This window comes from Flavobacterium sp. CAN_S2 (assembly GCF_015752255.1).
GTDB lineage: Bacteria > Bacteroidota > Bacteroidia > Flavobacteriales > Flavobacteriaceae > Flavobacterium.
On record NZ_JADOVA010000001.1, the window covers coordinates 1069416 to 1086982 of the forward strand.

Below are 17567 nucleotides of genomic sequence, written 5' to 3' on the forward strand. Positions count from 1 at the left end.
CACTAAGAACTTTTTGGTTCGTCCGAGTGTAAATAATTTTCAACTACAACTGATTTATTTTTCTTTTCTGTGGGAAAAAAGAAACTAATGGGTCTCGATTTAAAATGATTCCAAATCGAAACCGTTACAAATCGCAACTCAAACAACGAAATAGCCCGCGAACGGAACGCAAGACCTAATGAAAGACTGAAACTTACCATAAAGTTTACTAAACCTATGATTCCAATTCCAAAAATACCCCAAAATAACATGGAATCACTCACTTCATAATTTGCTCCATATAACGCTAAAGCTAAGTTTCCACTACCAAAAGTGATGTGTCGAATGTCAAGATTTAATCCTAAAAACAACCCAACTGACGCTGTACTACCCATAAATATTCCGAACCAAAAATTTGAAATAATACCTGCCCATCTTTTTTCATACAATTTAGCCAGTTTCACAGTTCTAGTTTTTCCGAAATTTCTTTTCAGGAAAGGATGTTCAGTAATCCTGAAATAAACCTGATTGTGTTTATCTCTATTTGCAACGCTACCCGAAATAATTCCGGATAAAAACAGAAAAACTCCTGCTATAGCGGCATGAAAAATTGCTAACGAATGTATTGGACTCAAATCAATCAACAAAGATTCCCATTTAGTGGCAGCAATATTGTAATGTAAAAAACGATCAATCAACCAGATTCCGAGTAATGAAACTGGAAAAGCCATAATCACGTTTCCAACAAACGCAATAAACTGTGAGCGAAAAACGCGAGCAAAAAGAATGGCAAAGGCTTTATACTTTTCAGCATCTTTTCCTTTTTTCAGAACGCCTTCCTCTAATGCTCTAATCAATGCAGAAGCCGTCATTGCCGGTTGTTTTGTAGCCAAAGTAAAACCTAGTAGATAAATGGCAATAAAACCAAATGCATAATTCATACTATACAAAAAAGCATGACCAAAAAAGCTAGTATCCGCCTTAGAAAGCAAAACCTTAATAATACACAATATTCCCACAATGAAACCACCACCTAGCGCGGTTCTGAACATTTTAAAATACTCACTACGACTATCAGTGATATAATGTTCTCCCGTCTTGGCAGTATGTTGTGTTATTTCATAAGAGATCAATTGTGTACTTTCACCAATAAATTTTCGTACATTATTTTTATAACAATTGAATTTTATTAATCGCAATGCCAATATAATTCCGTTATTTTTTTTGTCTTTTTCTTTGTTGATCACCAACAGCGAAATCAAAAATTTCAAGCGCTCTAATTGCTGCCTGATTTTCAATAAATTTTGGTTTACACGAAGTGAAATTCCGTACTTTGAACTGTTATGAAATGCTTTCTCCACAAAACCTTCGCATTGCTTATGCAAAACTAACAACTGCGCATACGATAAATCATCCGATAAAATAAAATGTCTATCTGAACTTCTAATCCGCTCTTCAATTAAGAATAATTCCTTTTCAAAAGCTGAAAAAGGACTTTCAAGATCATCAAATTCCGGTACCATTTTGATTACATCCGTTTCCATCGCTCGACCACTGATTCGTTGCGTTATCAAATGCATGGCCGTTAATAATTCAGATAAAACAGAATTATGCTCTGTACTGTCGTAAATAGATTTAAACCTCAAAAGATCGTATAATTCTTCCAACTGACTTAATGGAATTTTGTTAATCCAAATACCATCGTTCGCAAGATAAAAAACTTGATTGAGAATATATTCTAAAGTATCTTTCTGGGGTTGATAAGGTAAAAACTTAGCAAAAATTCTTTTTTTGACCTCAAAAATAAAATCTACATCCTGAAGAATTGCAGCATCAGAGAGAATTTTATTAAACTTTTTATCTTTTAAAATCTCTTTGAGGTAAATGGAAAGCTGTTTGCGACACGAATAATTCTCCTTCAAAAAAGTAATGATCTCTTGTAAATCTACTCTTTGTACATTTTTAATTTTCAAAGGTCGCACTAAACGAATTAATTCAACAAGAGGCTCTAAAGTATCATTTGTATCACGCCATGATTGTGCTTCACCAAAAAACTCAGTTAAAAGCCCAGCAATGGTTGGCTTTGGGGTTGCTTTGAAAAATGCCTTCATTAGTTACATTCAATTTTGGTAAAAATACAAATCGGAAAACAAACTACTGTAACTTATTGATAAAATAACGGCTTGTAAAAACAGAATCAATAATCGAAATCTATTAAAGTAAAAATTTGATACCTTTGAATATTATGGGATTTCAAATTAAACCACAATTCATAAACTAAAAGAATGATTTATTTTAAAAAAATAACCTAAAAAGCTACATTTTTAAAACATAAAAATTTCATGACGTAATGAAAAAAAACAAACGAAATCTCATAGGCGAATTGAAAAAGAGAACTTCTGCGCTTATTTATAAAAAATGATTGAAATAGAAAGAAAATTTTTAGTTAAAAACGATTCCTTTAAGAGAGAAGCTTTCGCAAAAAATCACATTGCGCAAGGGTATTTAAGTTCTGTTCCGGAGCGCACTGTTAGGGTTCGTATAAAAGGCGAGAAAGGATTTTTGACTATAAAAGGAGCCTCAAATGACAGCGGTTTGTCCAGATTCGAGTGGGAAAAAGAAATCCCTGTATCCGAAGCAAAATCACTATTGCTTTTATGCGAAAAAGGCGTTATTGATAAAACCCGATTTGAAATAAAAAAGGGCAATCATGTATTTGAAGTAGATGAGTTTTACAACGACAATGAAGGTTTGATTGTTGCAGAAATTGAACTTGATTCTGAAAACGACACCTTTGAAAAACCAGATTGGCTAGGAAAAGAAGTAACAGGTGACATCCGATATTACAATGCCTATTTGAGCAAAAATCCATTCAAAAATTGGTGATTTACTTGTCCATTACTTCTATAGTTACCAGCATTCCCCCACTTCCCTTATTTGAAGTAATATCCATAAAAGCCCGCTTGGAAAGATCAATTTCTCTGGATTTAACAAAAGGGCCTCGATCCGTAATTTCTACAATAACCCATTTGCCATTTTTCTCATTGGTAACTCTTACTTTAGTTCCAAAAGGGAGTTTTTTGTGAGCTGCAGTATATTTATTATTGTCAAATTTTCTACCACTGGTAGTTCTTCTTCCATTAAATTTATCTGCATAATAGGATGCATGCGCCTCTTTTTTGAAAGGTTTGAAAATGCCTAATACATTAACTAAAGAGTCAATTTTTTTATCTTGAGTTTCCAATACAAGTTTACTCTTTTTTATGGAGTCTTTTTGGACTAGTGTTCTCTGTCTGGTCGAACTTTGACTACTTAGTATGCCTATAAATGCAAGTAAAAAAAATAAAGTAATTGATTTTTTCATAAATATTTTCTATTAATTAAATCTATTAAAACAAAAACCATACCCAGATAAAAAAAGCCCTATTTCTAGAGCTTTATTCGGTTTTTATAACCACATATTCCATGGAATTCTACTCAAAATAAGGACTAAACCTAGACCGTAAAAGATAGAAAAAGTTTTAAATTTTGATTCACTTGTCAATAATTTTTTATGCTTAGACCAACCAATTGTTATAAGAACAATCGCAATGATATTGATTAACGGATGCTCTAATGATGTTAAACGCAATGCTTTGTCAGCCATTTGTCCGAATGAAGCGAATCCTAAAGGAGACACAAAATATAAAATGATACCAACTAATAATTGAATGTGAATTGCAATTAAGGCAAACAATGCAATTTTTCGATCTGTTGAAGTGAAATCTTTTTTAGAAAACATCCCAATAAAGGAATTAACTACTGCAACCACTAATACTAAAAGTGCTAAATAAGCCCAACCCGAATGAAATTTTTGAATGAAATCGTACATAAATAATGTTTTTGTTTTAACAAATATAAGAAAAAAAGGCATAAAAAAACCCTCATTTCAAATTGAAATGAGGGTTAGAAAATTTTAAACTAAACTAGTTGAACGTGTAACGAACACCAGTTTGCATTTGCCATCTTGATGAGTTCAAACCTACATCATCAACTTGGTTAATACTGTTTCCTACAGCAGGATTATAACTAAAAGTAGGAGTGTTAGTTCCTGTTACGAATCCAACTTGTTGAAGCAACTGAACTTGGTCATTACTTGTAAAGTATCTTTTACCCCAATTTTTATTCAAAAGATTGGTGAAGTTAAATACATCAGCAGTCAACTCAATCGTGTGTTTCTTTTTACCTATGTTGAAAGTAAATTCTTGAGCGAATTTTAAATCCACTACATGGCTTGTTTTTAAACGGTCACCATTACGCTCAGCATAATCTCCTTTTCTATCTCTCAAATACTCATTACTTTCAATAAAGGCACTTAAAGCATCCCATTGTTGTTGAGGAGATAAAGTATTAGAAGAAGTTGTAACAAGTCTAATTTCACTTTGTGCAGCAGGAACATAAATTAATGCTGAGTTAGAGAACGTATCTTGTAATAAACGACCTGAATCATTATAAACATAACTGATTGGTGTTCCTTGCGCTCCTTCATAGAAGAAACCAATTCTAGATTTAGTAAACTTGCTCCATTTTAATGTTGCATTACCGTTAGAAACAATTCTTCTTCCTGGATCAAAATCAGATCTTGAAAGCGTTAAGTAATTAGCACCATTAACTGTTTCTGTATTGTTCCATTGTGAACTGTTTTGAGAAGATGTAGCATCCATTAAAACAGTTGATTTACCATAAGAATATGTTCCAGAAATATTAGCATCGATAAAATCAGATCTAAAGTTTTTAGCTAAAGTAAACGCTAAGTTATATGCTTTACCTTCACTTGTATTAGAACCTAAATAAACTCCTAAATATGATTGGTCAACTCTAGTATTTCCGTTGTAACGCGGCCTTGTATCAGCACCAGTCAAACTACTAGAAGCATTTGCTATGTTTAAATTTTCATAAGTTACAGCACTCATGTTGTCATTATAAGTAATTTCAGATGTCAAAACAAAACCTAAAGGTAATTTTTGATCTACAGCAAAACTTGCTTTGAAAACTTGTGGTAATTTGAAATCTTTTGCGAATAAATCAATATTTCCACCAGTACGTCCTGAACCTGGTCTAGGGAAGGATGAAGGTAGTGGAGCAAGCTGACTATCAACACTTGGATTAGGGTTGAAAACTGGCATTTGACCTGCATTAGTAATCTGAATAGCACCTTGAGTAACTCCATTGTTGTTATAAGTTCCACCTGGCCATACTAATGGTAATCTTGAAGTAAATACACCTACACCACCTCTAAGTTGAGTAGATTTTTTACCATTCACATCATAATTAAAACCTAAACGTGGTGCAAAATGAGCTGTAGTGTTAATACTTTCTCCTACTCTTGCTCCTTGTAAATTTTTACCAGCAGCTTCTAATAAAGGAATGGTTCTGTTGTTGAAATCATTATTACCTAAACCGTCTTCCCAAACTGGTACATCAACTCTTACTCCATAAGACAATTTAAAATTATCAGATAATCTCATGTCATTTTGTAAGTAAAATCCAAATTGCTTAGTTCCGAATTCAGCAGCACCTTGAGAATCATCACCGCTTCCTCCTACTAAAGAGTAATTCAATATGTATCTGTTCGGTTTTCTGTCAAGTAAGAAATCATCTAAATTAGCATATCTGTAAGATCCAAAATTGTTTCCGAAGAAAACGTTTTTAGATTGAGAAAATTCATTGTGAGTACCAATAGTAATTTTATTCATACCAACATTGATTTCAAAATTATCAGTGATAGTTAAAATCTTTTGGTCTAAAAGGTTTGCAGTAGAAAATCCTTCTGCTCCAAAGAAAATACTTTGGTTAGCTCCATCAAAAATTTGTACAGTTGGAAATGGATCTCCAGCAGCATCTCTATCATCTACAACACTTGTGTAAGCAACAACTAAATTATTTGAAAATTTATTTCCAAATCTTGAGTTTAATTCTAAAGAGGTTGAGTTCGTTTTAGAATTAAATAATTGACTACCGTTTATGAAACTAATTGCAGTCGCAGAAGAACGGCTTGGAGAAAATTGTTCAGCAGAAACGTAACTGTGTTTTAAAGACAATTTGTGGTTATCATTAATATTCCAGTCTAATTTACCAATGATTTTATCACTCACTAAAGTTCTTACATTATTTTCGAAAGATCCTGGATCATATCCGTAAGTAGCAAGTTTAGTTCTTAATTCTCCTAATCTGCTTCCTGATAAACCTGTGTAAGTTGACGGGTCAAAAGGTTGTGGAGTTTCATTGTCTTGTTTTTCATAGTTAATGAAATAAAACAATTTATCTTTTACTATAGCTCCACCTGCACGAACTCCGTAAGTTTGAGCTGAGAAATCCGCTAATTTTTGTCTTCCGTTTGCTCCTGCTAATGAAGGAGGTGTTTTTGCAGCTAAAGACTCATCTCTGTTCAAGAAATAAGCTGAACCTTCAAAATTATTTGTTCCTGAACGTGTGATTGCACTAATAGCTCCACCTGCAAATCCAGATAATTTAACATCATATGGCGCAACACTCACTTGAAATTGCTCGATAGCATCAATTGAGATAGGACTTACTCCTGTTTGACCACCATTTGTTCCGTTTGCAGCCAATCCAAAAACGTCATTACTTACAGCTCCGTCAATATAAATTGCATTGAATCTGTTATTTTGACCACCAATAGATAAAACATCATCTCCTCTTAATTGAGCTTGTGGTGTTAACCTAGCAAAGTCAGAAATATTTCTAGACAATGATGGCAATGCTTTAATTTTATCAGAATTGATTACTGTTTGAGCTCCAGTTCTTTGAGAATTAAATGTATTATCTCTTGAAGTTCTAACAACAACTTCTTGTAATTCATTTGATTCTTCTGCTAAAACAACTTTAAAAGTTTTGTTTTCACCTAATTGAAGATAAACATCATTGTCTACAAAATTTGAAAAACCTACAAATGTTATTGTAACCTTGTATGGTCCACCAACTCTCATATTTGAAATACTAAAATTACCCGTACCATCAGTTGATGCAGAGTAACGAGTACCAGACGGTGTATGAACCGCTAGAATTGATGCTCCCGGTAAGGTTTGAGAATCCTTATCGTAAACATTACCACTAATAGAAGAATTAGTGTTACCCTGTGCGTAAATATTAGGGTTAGCGCAGAATAAAACCGCTAGCACAAAAAACAACTTTAATAATTTTTTCATATTGTTTAGTTTATTAATATTTGGCAAAAATATAACATTTTTACTTTAATAAGTTAACACAACGTTAAGAATGGCATTATTTTTAAGCTGGATATTTCACTTAAAACAATATTTATAGTATTTTAAGTGAATAATGAAATTTTCAATAGCTATAAATGCTTTTTATTGAATTATTCACATATAATTTTCAATAATCGACACTGAAAAAAATAACATAAATTTTAAAAAACTACTATAACAGAGTCACTTATCCATAAAAAAGCCCTGATTTAGATAAAATCAGGGCTTTTGAGACTTTTAAACTATTAAAAAAGAGGAGTTAAATCTAAATCTTGTGAAAATTTATAAAATTTTAAGAATTAGTTTCAAAATTAACACTACTTATTTAGCAAAAAATGATTCAATAAAAAAGTTGTGGAACTGTCATGACTTTGGACAGTTTTTGTATTAATTTCCTCTAAAATTGAGTTTGCTAATTGTTTTCCTAACTCAACTCCCCACTGATCAAAACTAAAAATATTCCAAATAACACCTTGCACAAAAATCTTATGCTCGTACAAAGCAATCAAAGAACCTAAAGTTTTTGGTGACAACTTCTGGATTAAAATGGTATTTGTTGGCTTATTCCCTGAGAAAACTTTAAACGGTAAAAGAAATTTAGCTTTTTCCTCTGAAACACCTTGTTTATCAAATTCAGCCTGAACTTGTTCTCTAGATTTTCCATGCATCAAAGCTTCTGTCTGAGCAAAAAAGTTAGACATCAATTTATCATGATGCTCATTGTCTCCATATAAAGGAGTTATGAAACCAATAAAATCTGCAGGAATCAATTTTGTTCCCTGATGAATTAACTGAAAAAAAGCGTGTTGCGCATTCGTTCCTGGTTCTCCCCAAATAATAGTTCCCGTTTGGTAATTGACTGGCTTGCCATCTCGACCTACACTTTTTCCATTACTTTCCATCGTTCCTTGCTGTAAGTATGGAGCTAATTTTTGCAAATATTGTGTGTACGGAATCAAGGCTTCGCTTTCGGTACCAAAAAAATTATTGTACCAGATGCTCAATAATGCTAAGATAACGGGCATATTTTTATCAAAATCTTCCGTTTTGAAATGCTCATCCATTTCACTAGCTCCTTGTAGCAATTCATCAAAATTGTCGTATCCAACGGCTAAACTTATTGTAAGTCCAACAGCACTCCACAAAGAGAATCTTCCGCCAACCCAGTCCCACATTGGGAAAACATTGTCCGGGTTTATTCCAAACTCAGTTACTTTTTGAATATTAGTTGAAACCGCAACAAAATGTTTAGCAATATCTTCTTGTGTTGTCCCAAAGTCTTTTGACAAAAACCATTTTCTGATTGTTTCAGAATTAGTCAACGTTTCTTGTGTGGTGAATGTCTTGGAAACAATTACAAATAAAGTAGTTTCCGGATTTAGCTTTTTTATAATCTCTTTAACATGATCACCATCAACATTAGAAACAAAATGAACATTAAGATGATTTTTATAAAATTGCAACGCCTCAACTGCCATCGCGGGACCTAAATCAGAACCTCCAATACCAATATTAACTACATCCGTAAATGCTTTTCCGGTAAAACCTGCTCGTTCCCCAGAAGCAACTTCATTCGTGAATGTTTTTATTTTATTTTTTACCTCATAAATTTCAGGAATCACATCAATTCCATCCACTTTTACAACTGCAGATTCATTGGCACGTAAGGCAGTATGAAGTACCGCTCTATTTTCTGTTTGATTAATTATTGCACCTTCAAAATAATCAGCAATGGCACTTTTAAGCCCAACTTCCTCAGCCAATTCTATCAATAGCTGAATCGTCTCCGTATTGATAATGTTTTTAGAATAATCTATTAAAAAATCATTCCACTGTAAGTTAAATTTATTCGCTCTCGAAGAATCCAATTGAAATAATTCTTGCATAGAAGCTTTTTGCATTTCGTTGTAATGCAATTCAAGTTTCTTCCAAGCATTTGTTTCTGTTGGGTTTATAGTATTTAAAGCCATTATAAAGGATTTGTAGTATTGTTAAAATTGGGACAAAAATACTCAAATTTGTTTTAATGGAAAATGGGTTTTGATTTATATAACAATTTAGCCTTAAAACCATTGAATTTTGCTGTTGTGAAATACCATTAAATACTATCGGTTTTTTAAGTATAACTGTACTTTAAAAAACCAGTCAGGTTACAAATTAGCAATACTGTCTAATTCAAATTTCAACGGCGTTATTTGTACCAAAAATCGGTTTTTATTGTTTCCGGTCATAGGTTCACCGGTTGGTAATTTAAGCCTCAAAGCGTCCACTTGCTTGCCGTTTTTCCAAAAACGATAACACACATGCGGTCCTGTTGCAAGACCAGTACTTCCTACCAAACCAATAACCTGCCCTTGATTGACACGCTGTCCGCGTCTCACTAATATTTTTGACATGTGCAGGTATTGTGTAGAATAAGTTCCGTTGTGCTTTACCTTTACAAAATTTCCGTTTCCAGCCGTAAAACCACTTTGCTCCACAACGCCTCCAGCGGTAACAGTAATAGGAGTTCCACGTGGAGCTGCATAATCCGTTCCCTTATGCGCTTTCCATCGGTGTTGAACCGGATGAAAACGACTTGATGAAAACCGAGAAGATATTCTGCTGAATTTTATAGGCGACTTTAGAAAGAAATTTTTAAGTGTTTTTCCTTGCTCATCGTAGTATTCTACTTTATCCGAATTGGGATTTTGAGCAAAAGGAAATGCATAAATAATTTTTCCTCGGTACTCAAAAAAAGAAGCTTCGAGTTCTTCTACTCCATCATAAATTGAGTCATTTATAAAACGCTCAGTAAAAGTTATCGCAAAACGATCTCCTTTTTTGAGTTTCATAAAGTCAATGGAATAGGCGTAAATTTTAGATATTTTACTAGCCAAAACACCTTCAATCTTGGCATTGCCCAAAGTTTCTGATAATGATTCTTTTAAAACGCCACCAATAGTGCGTCTTTTAATTGTAATGGGTTTTGTCTTTTTGAAAACAGTTACAGCTGTATCTCGAAAATCAACTACGTAATAACTTAAATTATCGGGCTGATAGATGAAAACCTCTAAGTTATGTTTTTTATCTTTGGATCTCAACAACGTAAAAGGCCTGTTGATTCTAATAGTTCTCACATCAAAAGAATCTCTGACTTTTGCAATAATATCGTATACTTGGCGATCTCCTATATTTTGTTCTTCTAATAAAGTTCCAAAAGTATCTCCCCTTTCTATAGTGTCATTTACTATATTAAAATCGGCGAGAACAAATCCAAATTCACTTTTTTTAGGAACAAGCTTTACTACTTTTTCCGGAACTATTTCCTCCGTTTTTTTACATGATACTAAAGAAAATAATGCTATTATAACTATAAATATTTTTTTCAAACCGTGTTTTTTAATTCAACTTACATTTCTACTCCCCAATTTTCTAATTCATGGCTACTCCACAATTCCGGGAAGAAAATTCTTCTTTGATATTTAGGATGCATGTATTTTTTCCAGTCACTTCCACCAGTAGCTTCGCCATCGCCTTTACCGCTTTGATCAATGTATTTTTTTGCTGTATTCAAATGTTGCATTACCCAAGTAATATTCACCGTATGGTCGTAATGGCGCATCGCTTGAACTAATTCGGGATTTTTTTGATCTAATTCCGGCAGTTGCTTAAATTTTTGCCAAATGTTTATGGTGTTGTATTCCTCCATGTGTGCTAGGAATTCCTTCTTGTATTTTTTTTCAAATTCCTCCAGTAAAAAAGACTTTTTTCCGCTATGATAATCTTTCCCGGCGGCTTGCCAATATAGATGTTCCAATGCAAACTCGTATGAAGTGTTCCTGTCAATTGTATCTCTATAACGGTGGTCAATCAGATTTATTAGGTCAGTAGAAGCGAATTCTATCAGGCGGTATTGCGCACTTTGAAAACCACTGGCAGGTGTCAGTGTGTTTCTAAATTTCATGTATTGATCCACTTCCATTCCATCTCCCATTATACTGAAAGAAGTAGTTAACATATCAAAATAACGACTGATTCGCATTAATCGTTCCGTGAAAAATACTGTATTAATGTTTTCACAATAGGAAATTTGTCTCATCTCCCAAAGTATCATTTTAAATATCAATTCGTTAACCTGATGATACATGATAAAAACCATTTCGTCAGGAAGCGTGGTTCTTTGAATTTGCAGATTCAATAAAGCATCTGTTTGAATATAATCCCAATATGTAATCGGTTTTGACCACAATAACCCTTCTAGCTGCGTCTCCGTTTTTTGATTTATTGCTTCATATTTAAGCTCAATTTCTTTTAAAATAGCTTCTGAATTGTCGTTATTGCTCATTATTTTTTTGTTTTAAAAGGATTTTTCAAACCTTTATATGCCTCAATATCTGCCTTTATTGATCCTACTGCCAAACTGGCTTTTATTCTAAGTGGCACTTTATTATTATCATCTGAAATCCAAACTGTAAGACTCTCCTGCTCTTTAAACACACGTCCTGATTGTACCAAAGGTCTAAAAATCATTGCTGGAACAACGCCAAATTTAGTGGTTATATTTTCTCTGCCGATAAACTTTAGCTTGAATTTAGTAGTTTCATCATCAAAAAACATATCAATTGCCACTGATTCCCCAATTTTTAACTTATCAATATTAGGGTGATTCCTTAAATAATAAAATGTAGACAGAATATCCTGTGTGTTTTTTGGGACGTAAAGTGTTTTTTCTGTTTTATGTTTGTAATCTTTTACAACAACTTTATTAACCGACTGATTGAAAAAACCTTCTTGGTTTTTGGTATATCCGCCTTCGTCAATTTTTCGAACAAACTGATATGGATTTCTAGTTTCCTTGTCAATATAACTTTCGTATAAGTCATCTACTTTGAAGAAAAAACGTGACATACCCGTAGTGTATCCTCTACCAACAACATGAAAAGTTTTTTTACCGCTGAATGTAGCGTCTTTCACTTCTAATGTGGCATAACCTGCATTCACTATTCCGTAATGGATTCTGAATTTGAAATATTCCCCCACACCGTAAGCATCTTCCTGAGGAGAATCAAAACCTACTGTTATAATCAATATAAAGAATAAGATTAGTTTTTTCATTACTTATTTTGTCAATTTATTGACTGTATTAGCAAAATTTGTTCCAAATATATCAAAACAAAAAAACTCAGTCAAATAATGACTGAGTTTTTATGCTATTAACTAACCAAAAAACTATAAACTATGAAATTTATATGAAATTAGGAAGGAAACCACCCCTTCCCTTTTTGCGAGTGCAAAGGTAGCTAACAAATTCAGTTATTTTTGTGAAAAATAAAGTTTAACACAACATTTACAAAAAAACATGCTGTTCATCGGTTATTTTTTCACAATGTGTAAAAATAAGACGTTTCTATAGCGTTCCTCGCAATTGCTGTTCTCGCTCAATTGATTCAAATAACGCTTTAAAGTTCCCCGCCCCAAAACCTTTAGCTCCCATTCTTTGAATAATTTCAAAAAACAATGTTGGCCTGTCTTGCACCGGTTTTGTAAAAATTTGCAACAAATACCCTTCTTCATCAGCGTCAACCATAATGGCAAGTTTCTCGATTTCGTTTAAATCTTCTTTCATCATTTTCATGTGATCGCCCAATCGCTCCGGAATAGCTTCATAATACGTATGTGGAGGAGCAGACAAGAATTCGATTCCTCTTGCTTTCAATTGAGAAACTGTTTTGATAATATCATCAGTTGCAATGGCGATATGCTGAATTCCAGGTCCACCATAAAAATCTAAATATTCCTCGATTTGCGATTTCTTCTTTCCTTCGGCAGGTTCGTTGATTGGAAATTTGATTCTTCCGTTTCCGTTTGACATTACTTTACTCATCAACGCCGAATATTCCGTATTGATTTGTTTGTCATCAAAAGAAAGGAAATTTACAAATCCCATTACTTCTTCATAGAACTTAACCCAAGTATTCATTTCGTTCCAACCCACATTTCCCACCATGTGGTCTATATATTTTAATCCTGTTGGCTCTGGATTGTAATCGGATTTCCATTCCTTATAACCCGGAAGGAAAACACCAGTGTAATTTTTGCGCTCCACAAAAATATGAACGGTTTCCCCGTAGGTATAAATTCCGGAACGAATCACTTCTCCAAATTCGTCTTTCTCTATTGTCGGCTCCATAAAAGAGCGTGCCCCACGCTTCATAGTTTCTTCGTAAGCACTGGTTGCATCTTCTACCCAAAGCGCAGCAACTTTTACCCCGTCCCCATGTTTTCTCAAATGTTCGTGTATTGGAGAATCCTGTGTTAATGGCGTTGTCAGTACGATACGAATCTTATCTTGTTTTAAAACATACGATGTTCTGTCTCGTACTCCGGTTTCTAATCCGGCATACGCCAAAGACTGATAACCGAAAGCCGTTTTGTAATAATGTGCCGATTGTTTTGCATTTCCTACGTAGAATTCTACATAATCGGTTCCTAGCAACGGAAGGAAATCTTGCGCTCCTTCAAATATTTTTTCTAGTCCGTATTCTACTGATTTAAGTTCTTTTGACATGGTATTTATTTTTTGATTCGGTACTTCTAGTTTTAGAACGCGGATGACGCGAATAAAACTTATATACACGGATTTATTAATTTAAATTATGTTGTGTTTATTCTAAAGCCTTAGCCCTGATGAAAGCGGCATCCTTTTTCTGGCTTCTTTAGCAAGGAAAAGATAAAGCGTACAGCAGGAAATAGCTCCTTATTACTCTACCCAAGATTTATAGTACTGACCATCATCTAATCCCATAGCTTCTTCGGTGACCATTAGCGGGCGAAACGTATCGACCATTACGGCTAATTCATGGGTTTCTGTATGACCTATACTGCGTTCCATAGCTCCCGGTGCGGGTCCGTGCGGAATCCCTTTTGGATGTAATGTGATATGACCTTGCTCAATATTATTACGACTCATAAAATCCCCATCTACATAATACAAAACCTCATCACTATCAATATTACTGTGATTGTAAGGCGCCGGAATTGCTTTTGGGTGGTAATCGTACAGTCGCGGACAGAACGAACAAACGACGAATGTTGCCGTTTCGAAGGTTTGATGGACCGGTGGCGGCTGATGTACGCGACCCGTTATAGGTTCAAAATTATGAATGCTGAATCCGTATGGGAAATTATATCCATCCCAACCCACAACATCAAAGGGATGCGTGGCATAAACGATTTCATGCATCATTCCTTCTTTCTTGATTTTGATTAGGAAATCACCTTTTTCATCGTGCGTTTCTAACTCGTTTGGCAAAATAAAATCACGTTCGCAAAAAGGCGAGTGTTCTAAATGTTGCCCTGATTCGTTTTTATAGCGTTTCGGTGTATAAAAAGGCGCAAATGATTCGACATAGAAAAGCCTGTTATCCGAAGTTTCAAAGTCAATTTGGTAAATCATTCCGCGAGGAATAATCAAGTAATCGCCATATTCAAAAGGAATATTTCCCATCATGGTGCGCAATTTTCCTTTGCCTTTATGAATGAAAATCATTTCATCCGCATCGGCATTTTTATAGAAATAGTTGCGTAGTGATTGTCTTGGTGCGGCTAATCCTATGGTACAATCTTTGTTTACCAACATCGCTTTGCGACTGTCCAAGAAATCATCTTCGGGTTTTAACTCAAAACCTTTCAGTAATAATGATTTGATGTTTTTTCCGATTGCAATTTTAGGTTCAACCGAATACGATTTTAGAATTTCTTTTACCTGTGTTGGCCTGTGAACATGATATAATAAGGATGAATGGCCGTGAAAACCTTCTGTTCCAAAAAGTTGCTCGTAGTATAAACCACCAGTTGGTTTTTCGAATTGTGTGTGTCTTTTTTGAGGAAAACTCCCCAATTTGTGGTATAAAGGCATGATTTTTTTGTTTAAAAGTGTAACAAATTAAAGTTGAGATTACTTTATAATGCGCTATGATAAATCAAAAAAAAGGAAACTTACTCAGGATTTCTCTTGATAAGGAATTGAAGATACTCTAATAAACCTAGCCATTTTGTTTTCATTATAACAAATATCGGAATTATTATTGAAATAAATTACAATTAAAACAAAAACCCAATGCTAAACCATGTAAATCCTTTGGGCTGTTCCGGAGACCAAGAATATTTTATTTCTATGGGTCCAATGACCGTTTCTAAACCATATCCTACGGCATAACCAGAATATTTCGGGATGGAAATCCAATCCACCGATTCAAAAATCCGATCTCCAATATTAGCAAAATTTGCCGAAAAATTGACGTGATTTTTCTTCAAAAACTCATAATCTATCGTTCCCGTAGATTTTATATAACTATTTGCCGCTATGCTTAAATAATCATACCCGTATAAATATTTGAAATTATTCAGCGGATTAAATCCATAACCTCCTAAAACAAAATTAAAGAAAGCGACACTTTGCTGACCAAAAGAAAATCCTGCATCGGTTTGAAATTTTACAGTGGCGTTTTTAAACAAAGTTGCTGCTACTCCAAAATCACCTTTGGCAATGGAATAGGGTTTAAAATCACCAGTATAATTTGAAGACAGTAAGTACGATTGAACATCGCCAGTAAAATACCATCCTTTTTTAGGGAAATATTTATTATCGAATGAATCGTATTTCATGTACCCAAAAAGACTAAAATAATTACTGTTGTCAATTATTGGGTCAACATTAGCAAGTGTCTCTGATTTTATCTTTAAATATTTGAGTTCTACACCGCCGCCTATCAAGAATTTCTGAACAAATAATGACTGAAAATACGCCTGGTTTGTCATGTCCGTAAAGTCCACATTCAAAGAATTTATATCCGGATTATTAACCGTTGAACTGCTTATTTCTTTGGCTACATTTCTATTAAATTGGTTGTAATGCGATTTGAAACCAAAACTCAAATTGAATCCGTTTTCAATATAATAATCAAGATTATACCTAATATTGTCGCCTAAAACAATATCCAAAGAGGCAATATCATTTTTAAAAAGTGTTTTTTTACGTGTCAAATTCACTAAAACACCACTTTTGAATAAATTATCATAATGCAACCCAAATTTCAAATATGTTTTTGTCGAATTCTCTCTCAAGTTAATATTCAAATCCACATCCTCCTTGTTTGCTTCCAATGAATAAGAAATGGCACTAAAATTTTTAGTCGCATTGATATTATTAATTCCCTTTAACAAATCATCATAACACGTTTTTGTTCCAGGTTTGAATCTTAATTTACCAATAACATACTCTTTCGTATAATTATCTAATTCATTACTGTTTATCGCTCTGATTTGCAGACTATCTGAACGTAATTCTAATTTTGGTTTTCGATACGGATTAGACTCATCCACAATTTTTTTTAATTGTTCATAAACGGCAAATGTGGCTTCTTCTCCTTTCCTTATTATTTCATTTCCTTTGTCAAAAGAGATGACGCCGTATTGTGTAACGTCCGGTTTGATATAAATATCGGTGTTTGTTACATTCTTCTTCATTCGTTCAATAGATTGAAGATTGGTGATTTGAACCAAAATTTTAGTCGCATCTTTCAGTTGTGTCCTATCCAATAAATCATTTTGCACATCGACACCAATAATAATATCAGCACCTAATTTTCGTACTTCCTCAATTGGGTAATTATTCACAACACCACCATCTACCAAAATTTTCCCGTCAATTTCCACAGGAGAAAATAAAGAGGGGAACGCAGAGCTTGCAATCATGGCCTGCGCCAAATTCCCTTTGTTCAACAGCACTTCTTCTCCCGTTTCTATATTGGTACCAATACACAAAAAAGGAATGGGAAGTTGATTAAAATCCCTTATATGTCTTACGTTTCTGGTAATTCTGCTCAATAAATTATAATTATACATTCCTTTAGACAAAGCTTCTGGAATTCCAATTTTCATTTTATTAAATGGCAAAACCAGCGCATAAAGCTCATCATTTCTTCTTTCGTAAAAATTTTTGGATGATCTGGGAATAAAATCGTTGATTAATTCATTGAAATTCGTCGCCTGAAAAATCGAATCAATTTGGGTTGCATTATATCCAGAAGCATAAAGACCGCCAATAACAGCACCCATACTGGTTCCGCCAATGTAGTCAATCTTAACACCAGCTTCCTCTAATACTTTCAAAACTCCTATATGAGCAAAACCTTTTGCACCACCACCACTTAAAACCAAACCTATTTTAGGTCTTTTTTGCTCTTGCGAAAAAACGGTCAAACTGATAAAAACAATGAATAATAGTGCGATTTTCTTCATAAGCAGCAATTTGTTCAGTAATAGAATCTGATGGTA

At 33.8% G+C, this 17567-nt stretch carries 12 protein-coding genes; 1 reads left to right on the plus strand and 11 read right to left on the minus strand.

All coding sequences use genetic code 11. From position 1 onward, the window contains the following. Positions 1-2: 2 nt before the first annotated feature. Positions 3-2090: a recombinase gene (locus IWX80_RS04815; protein WP_196852376.1), complete on the minus strand. Its 2088-nt coding sequence runs from the start codon at positions 2088-2090 to the stop codon at positions 3-5. 307 nt (positions 2091-2397) lie between these two features. Here IWX80_RS04815 and IWX80_RS04820 point away from each other — a divergent pair, with 307 nt between their 5' ends. After that, positions 2398-2865, plus strand: a complete 468-nt coding sequence (locus tag IWX80_RS04820) for a CYTH domain-containing protein (RefSeq protein WP_196852377.1) — start codon at positions 2398-2400, stop codon at positions 2863-2865. A 1-nt stretch (position 2866) separates the two neighbouring features. Here IWX80_RS04820 and IWX80_RS04825 read toward each other — a convergent pair whose 3' ends face one another. The 10 genes from IWX80_RS04825 to IWX80_RS04870 form a co-directional block, all read right to left on the minus strand. Then, a complete protein-coding gene (locus IWX80_RS04825; protein WP_196852378.1) occupies positions 2867-3343 on the minus strand; it encodes a septal ring lytic transglycosylase RlpA family protein in 477 nt (158 codons plus the stop codon). A gap of 84 nt (positions 3344-3427) precedes the next feature. Next, positions 3428-3850 (minus strand): hypothetical protein, encoded by a 423-nt coding sequence (locus tag IWX80_RS04830; RefSeq protein WP_196852379.1) that lies wholly within the window; start codon positions 3848-3850, stop codon positions 3428-3430. Positions 3851-3944: 94 nt separating this feature from the next. After that, positions 3945-7187 carry a TonB-dependent receptor gene (locus IWX80_RS04835; RefSeq protein ID WP_196852380.1) on the minus strand — a complete coding sequence of 1081 codons (3243 nt, stop codon included), beginning with the start codon at positions 7185-7187 and terminating at the stop codon, positions 3945-3947. Between the two features lie 377 nt (positions 7188-7564). Next, on the minus strand, positions 7565-9217 hold the full coding sequence (gene pgi, locus IWX80_RS04840; protein WP_196852381.1) for a glucose-6-phosphate isomerase: 1653 nt from the start codon (positions 9215-9217) through the stop codon (positions 7565-7567). Positions 9218-9397: 180 nt separating this feature from the next. Next, a complete protein-coding gene (locus IWX80_RS04845; protein WP_196852382.1) occupies positions 9398-10618 on the minus strand; it encodes a M23 family metallopeptidase in 1221 nt (406 codons plus the stop codon). A 20-nt stretch (positions 10619-10638) separates the two neighbouring features. Beyond that, entirely contained in the window at positions 10639-11574 is a 936-nt protein-coding gene (locus IWX80_RS04850) for a tryptophan 2,3-dioxygenase family protein (RefSeq protein WP_196852383.1), read from the minus strand. Further along, positions 11574-12344, minus strand: a complete 771-nt coding sequence (locus IWX80_RS04855) for a DUF3108 domain-containing protein (RefSeq protein ID WP_196852384.1) — start codon at positions 12342-12344, stop codon at positions 11574-11576. The genes IWX80_RS04850 and IWX80_RS04855 overlap by 1 nt, the downstream gene beginning before the upstream one ends. Before the next feature lie 292 nt (positions 12345-12636). After that, complete coding sequence (gene hppD / locus IWX80_RS04860; protein ID WP_196852385.1) at positions 12637-13797, minus strand: 4-hydroxyphenylpyruvate dioxygenase; 1161 nt, start codon at positions 13795-13797, stop codon at positions 12637-12639. Positions 13798-13989: 192 nt separating this feature from the next. Continuing rightward, entirely contained in the window at positions 13990-15147 is a 1158-nt protein-coding gene (locus IWX80_RS04865; RefSeq protein WP_196852386.1) for a homogentisate 1,2-dioxygenase, read from the minus strand. Between the two features lie 185 nt (positions 15148-15332). Then, positions 15333-17531, minus strand: coding sequence for a patatin-like phospholipase family protein (locus IWX80_RS04870; protein WP_196852387.1), 2199 nt, complete (start codon positions 17529-17531; stop codon positions 15333-15335). Positions 17532-17567: the final 36 nt, after the last annotated feature.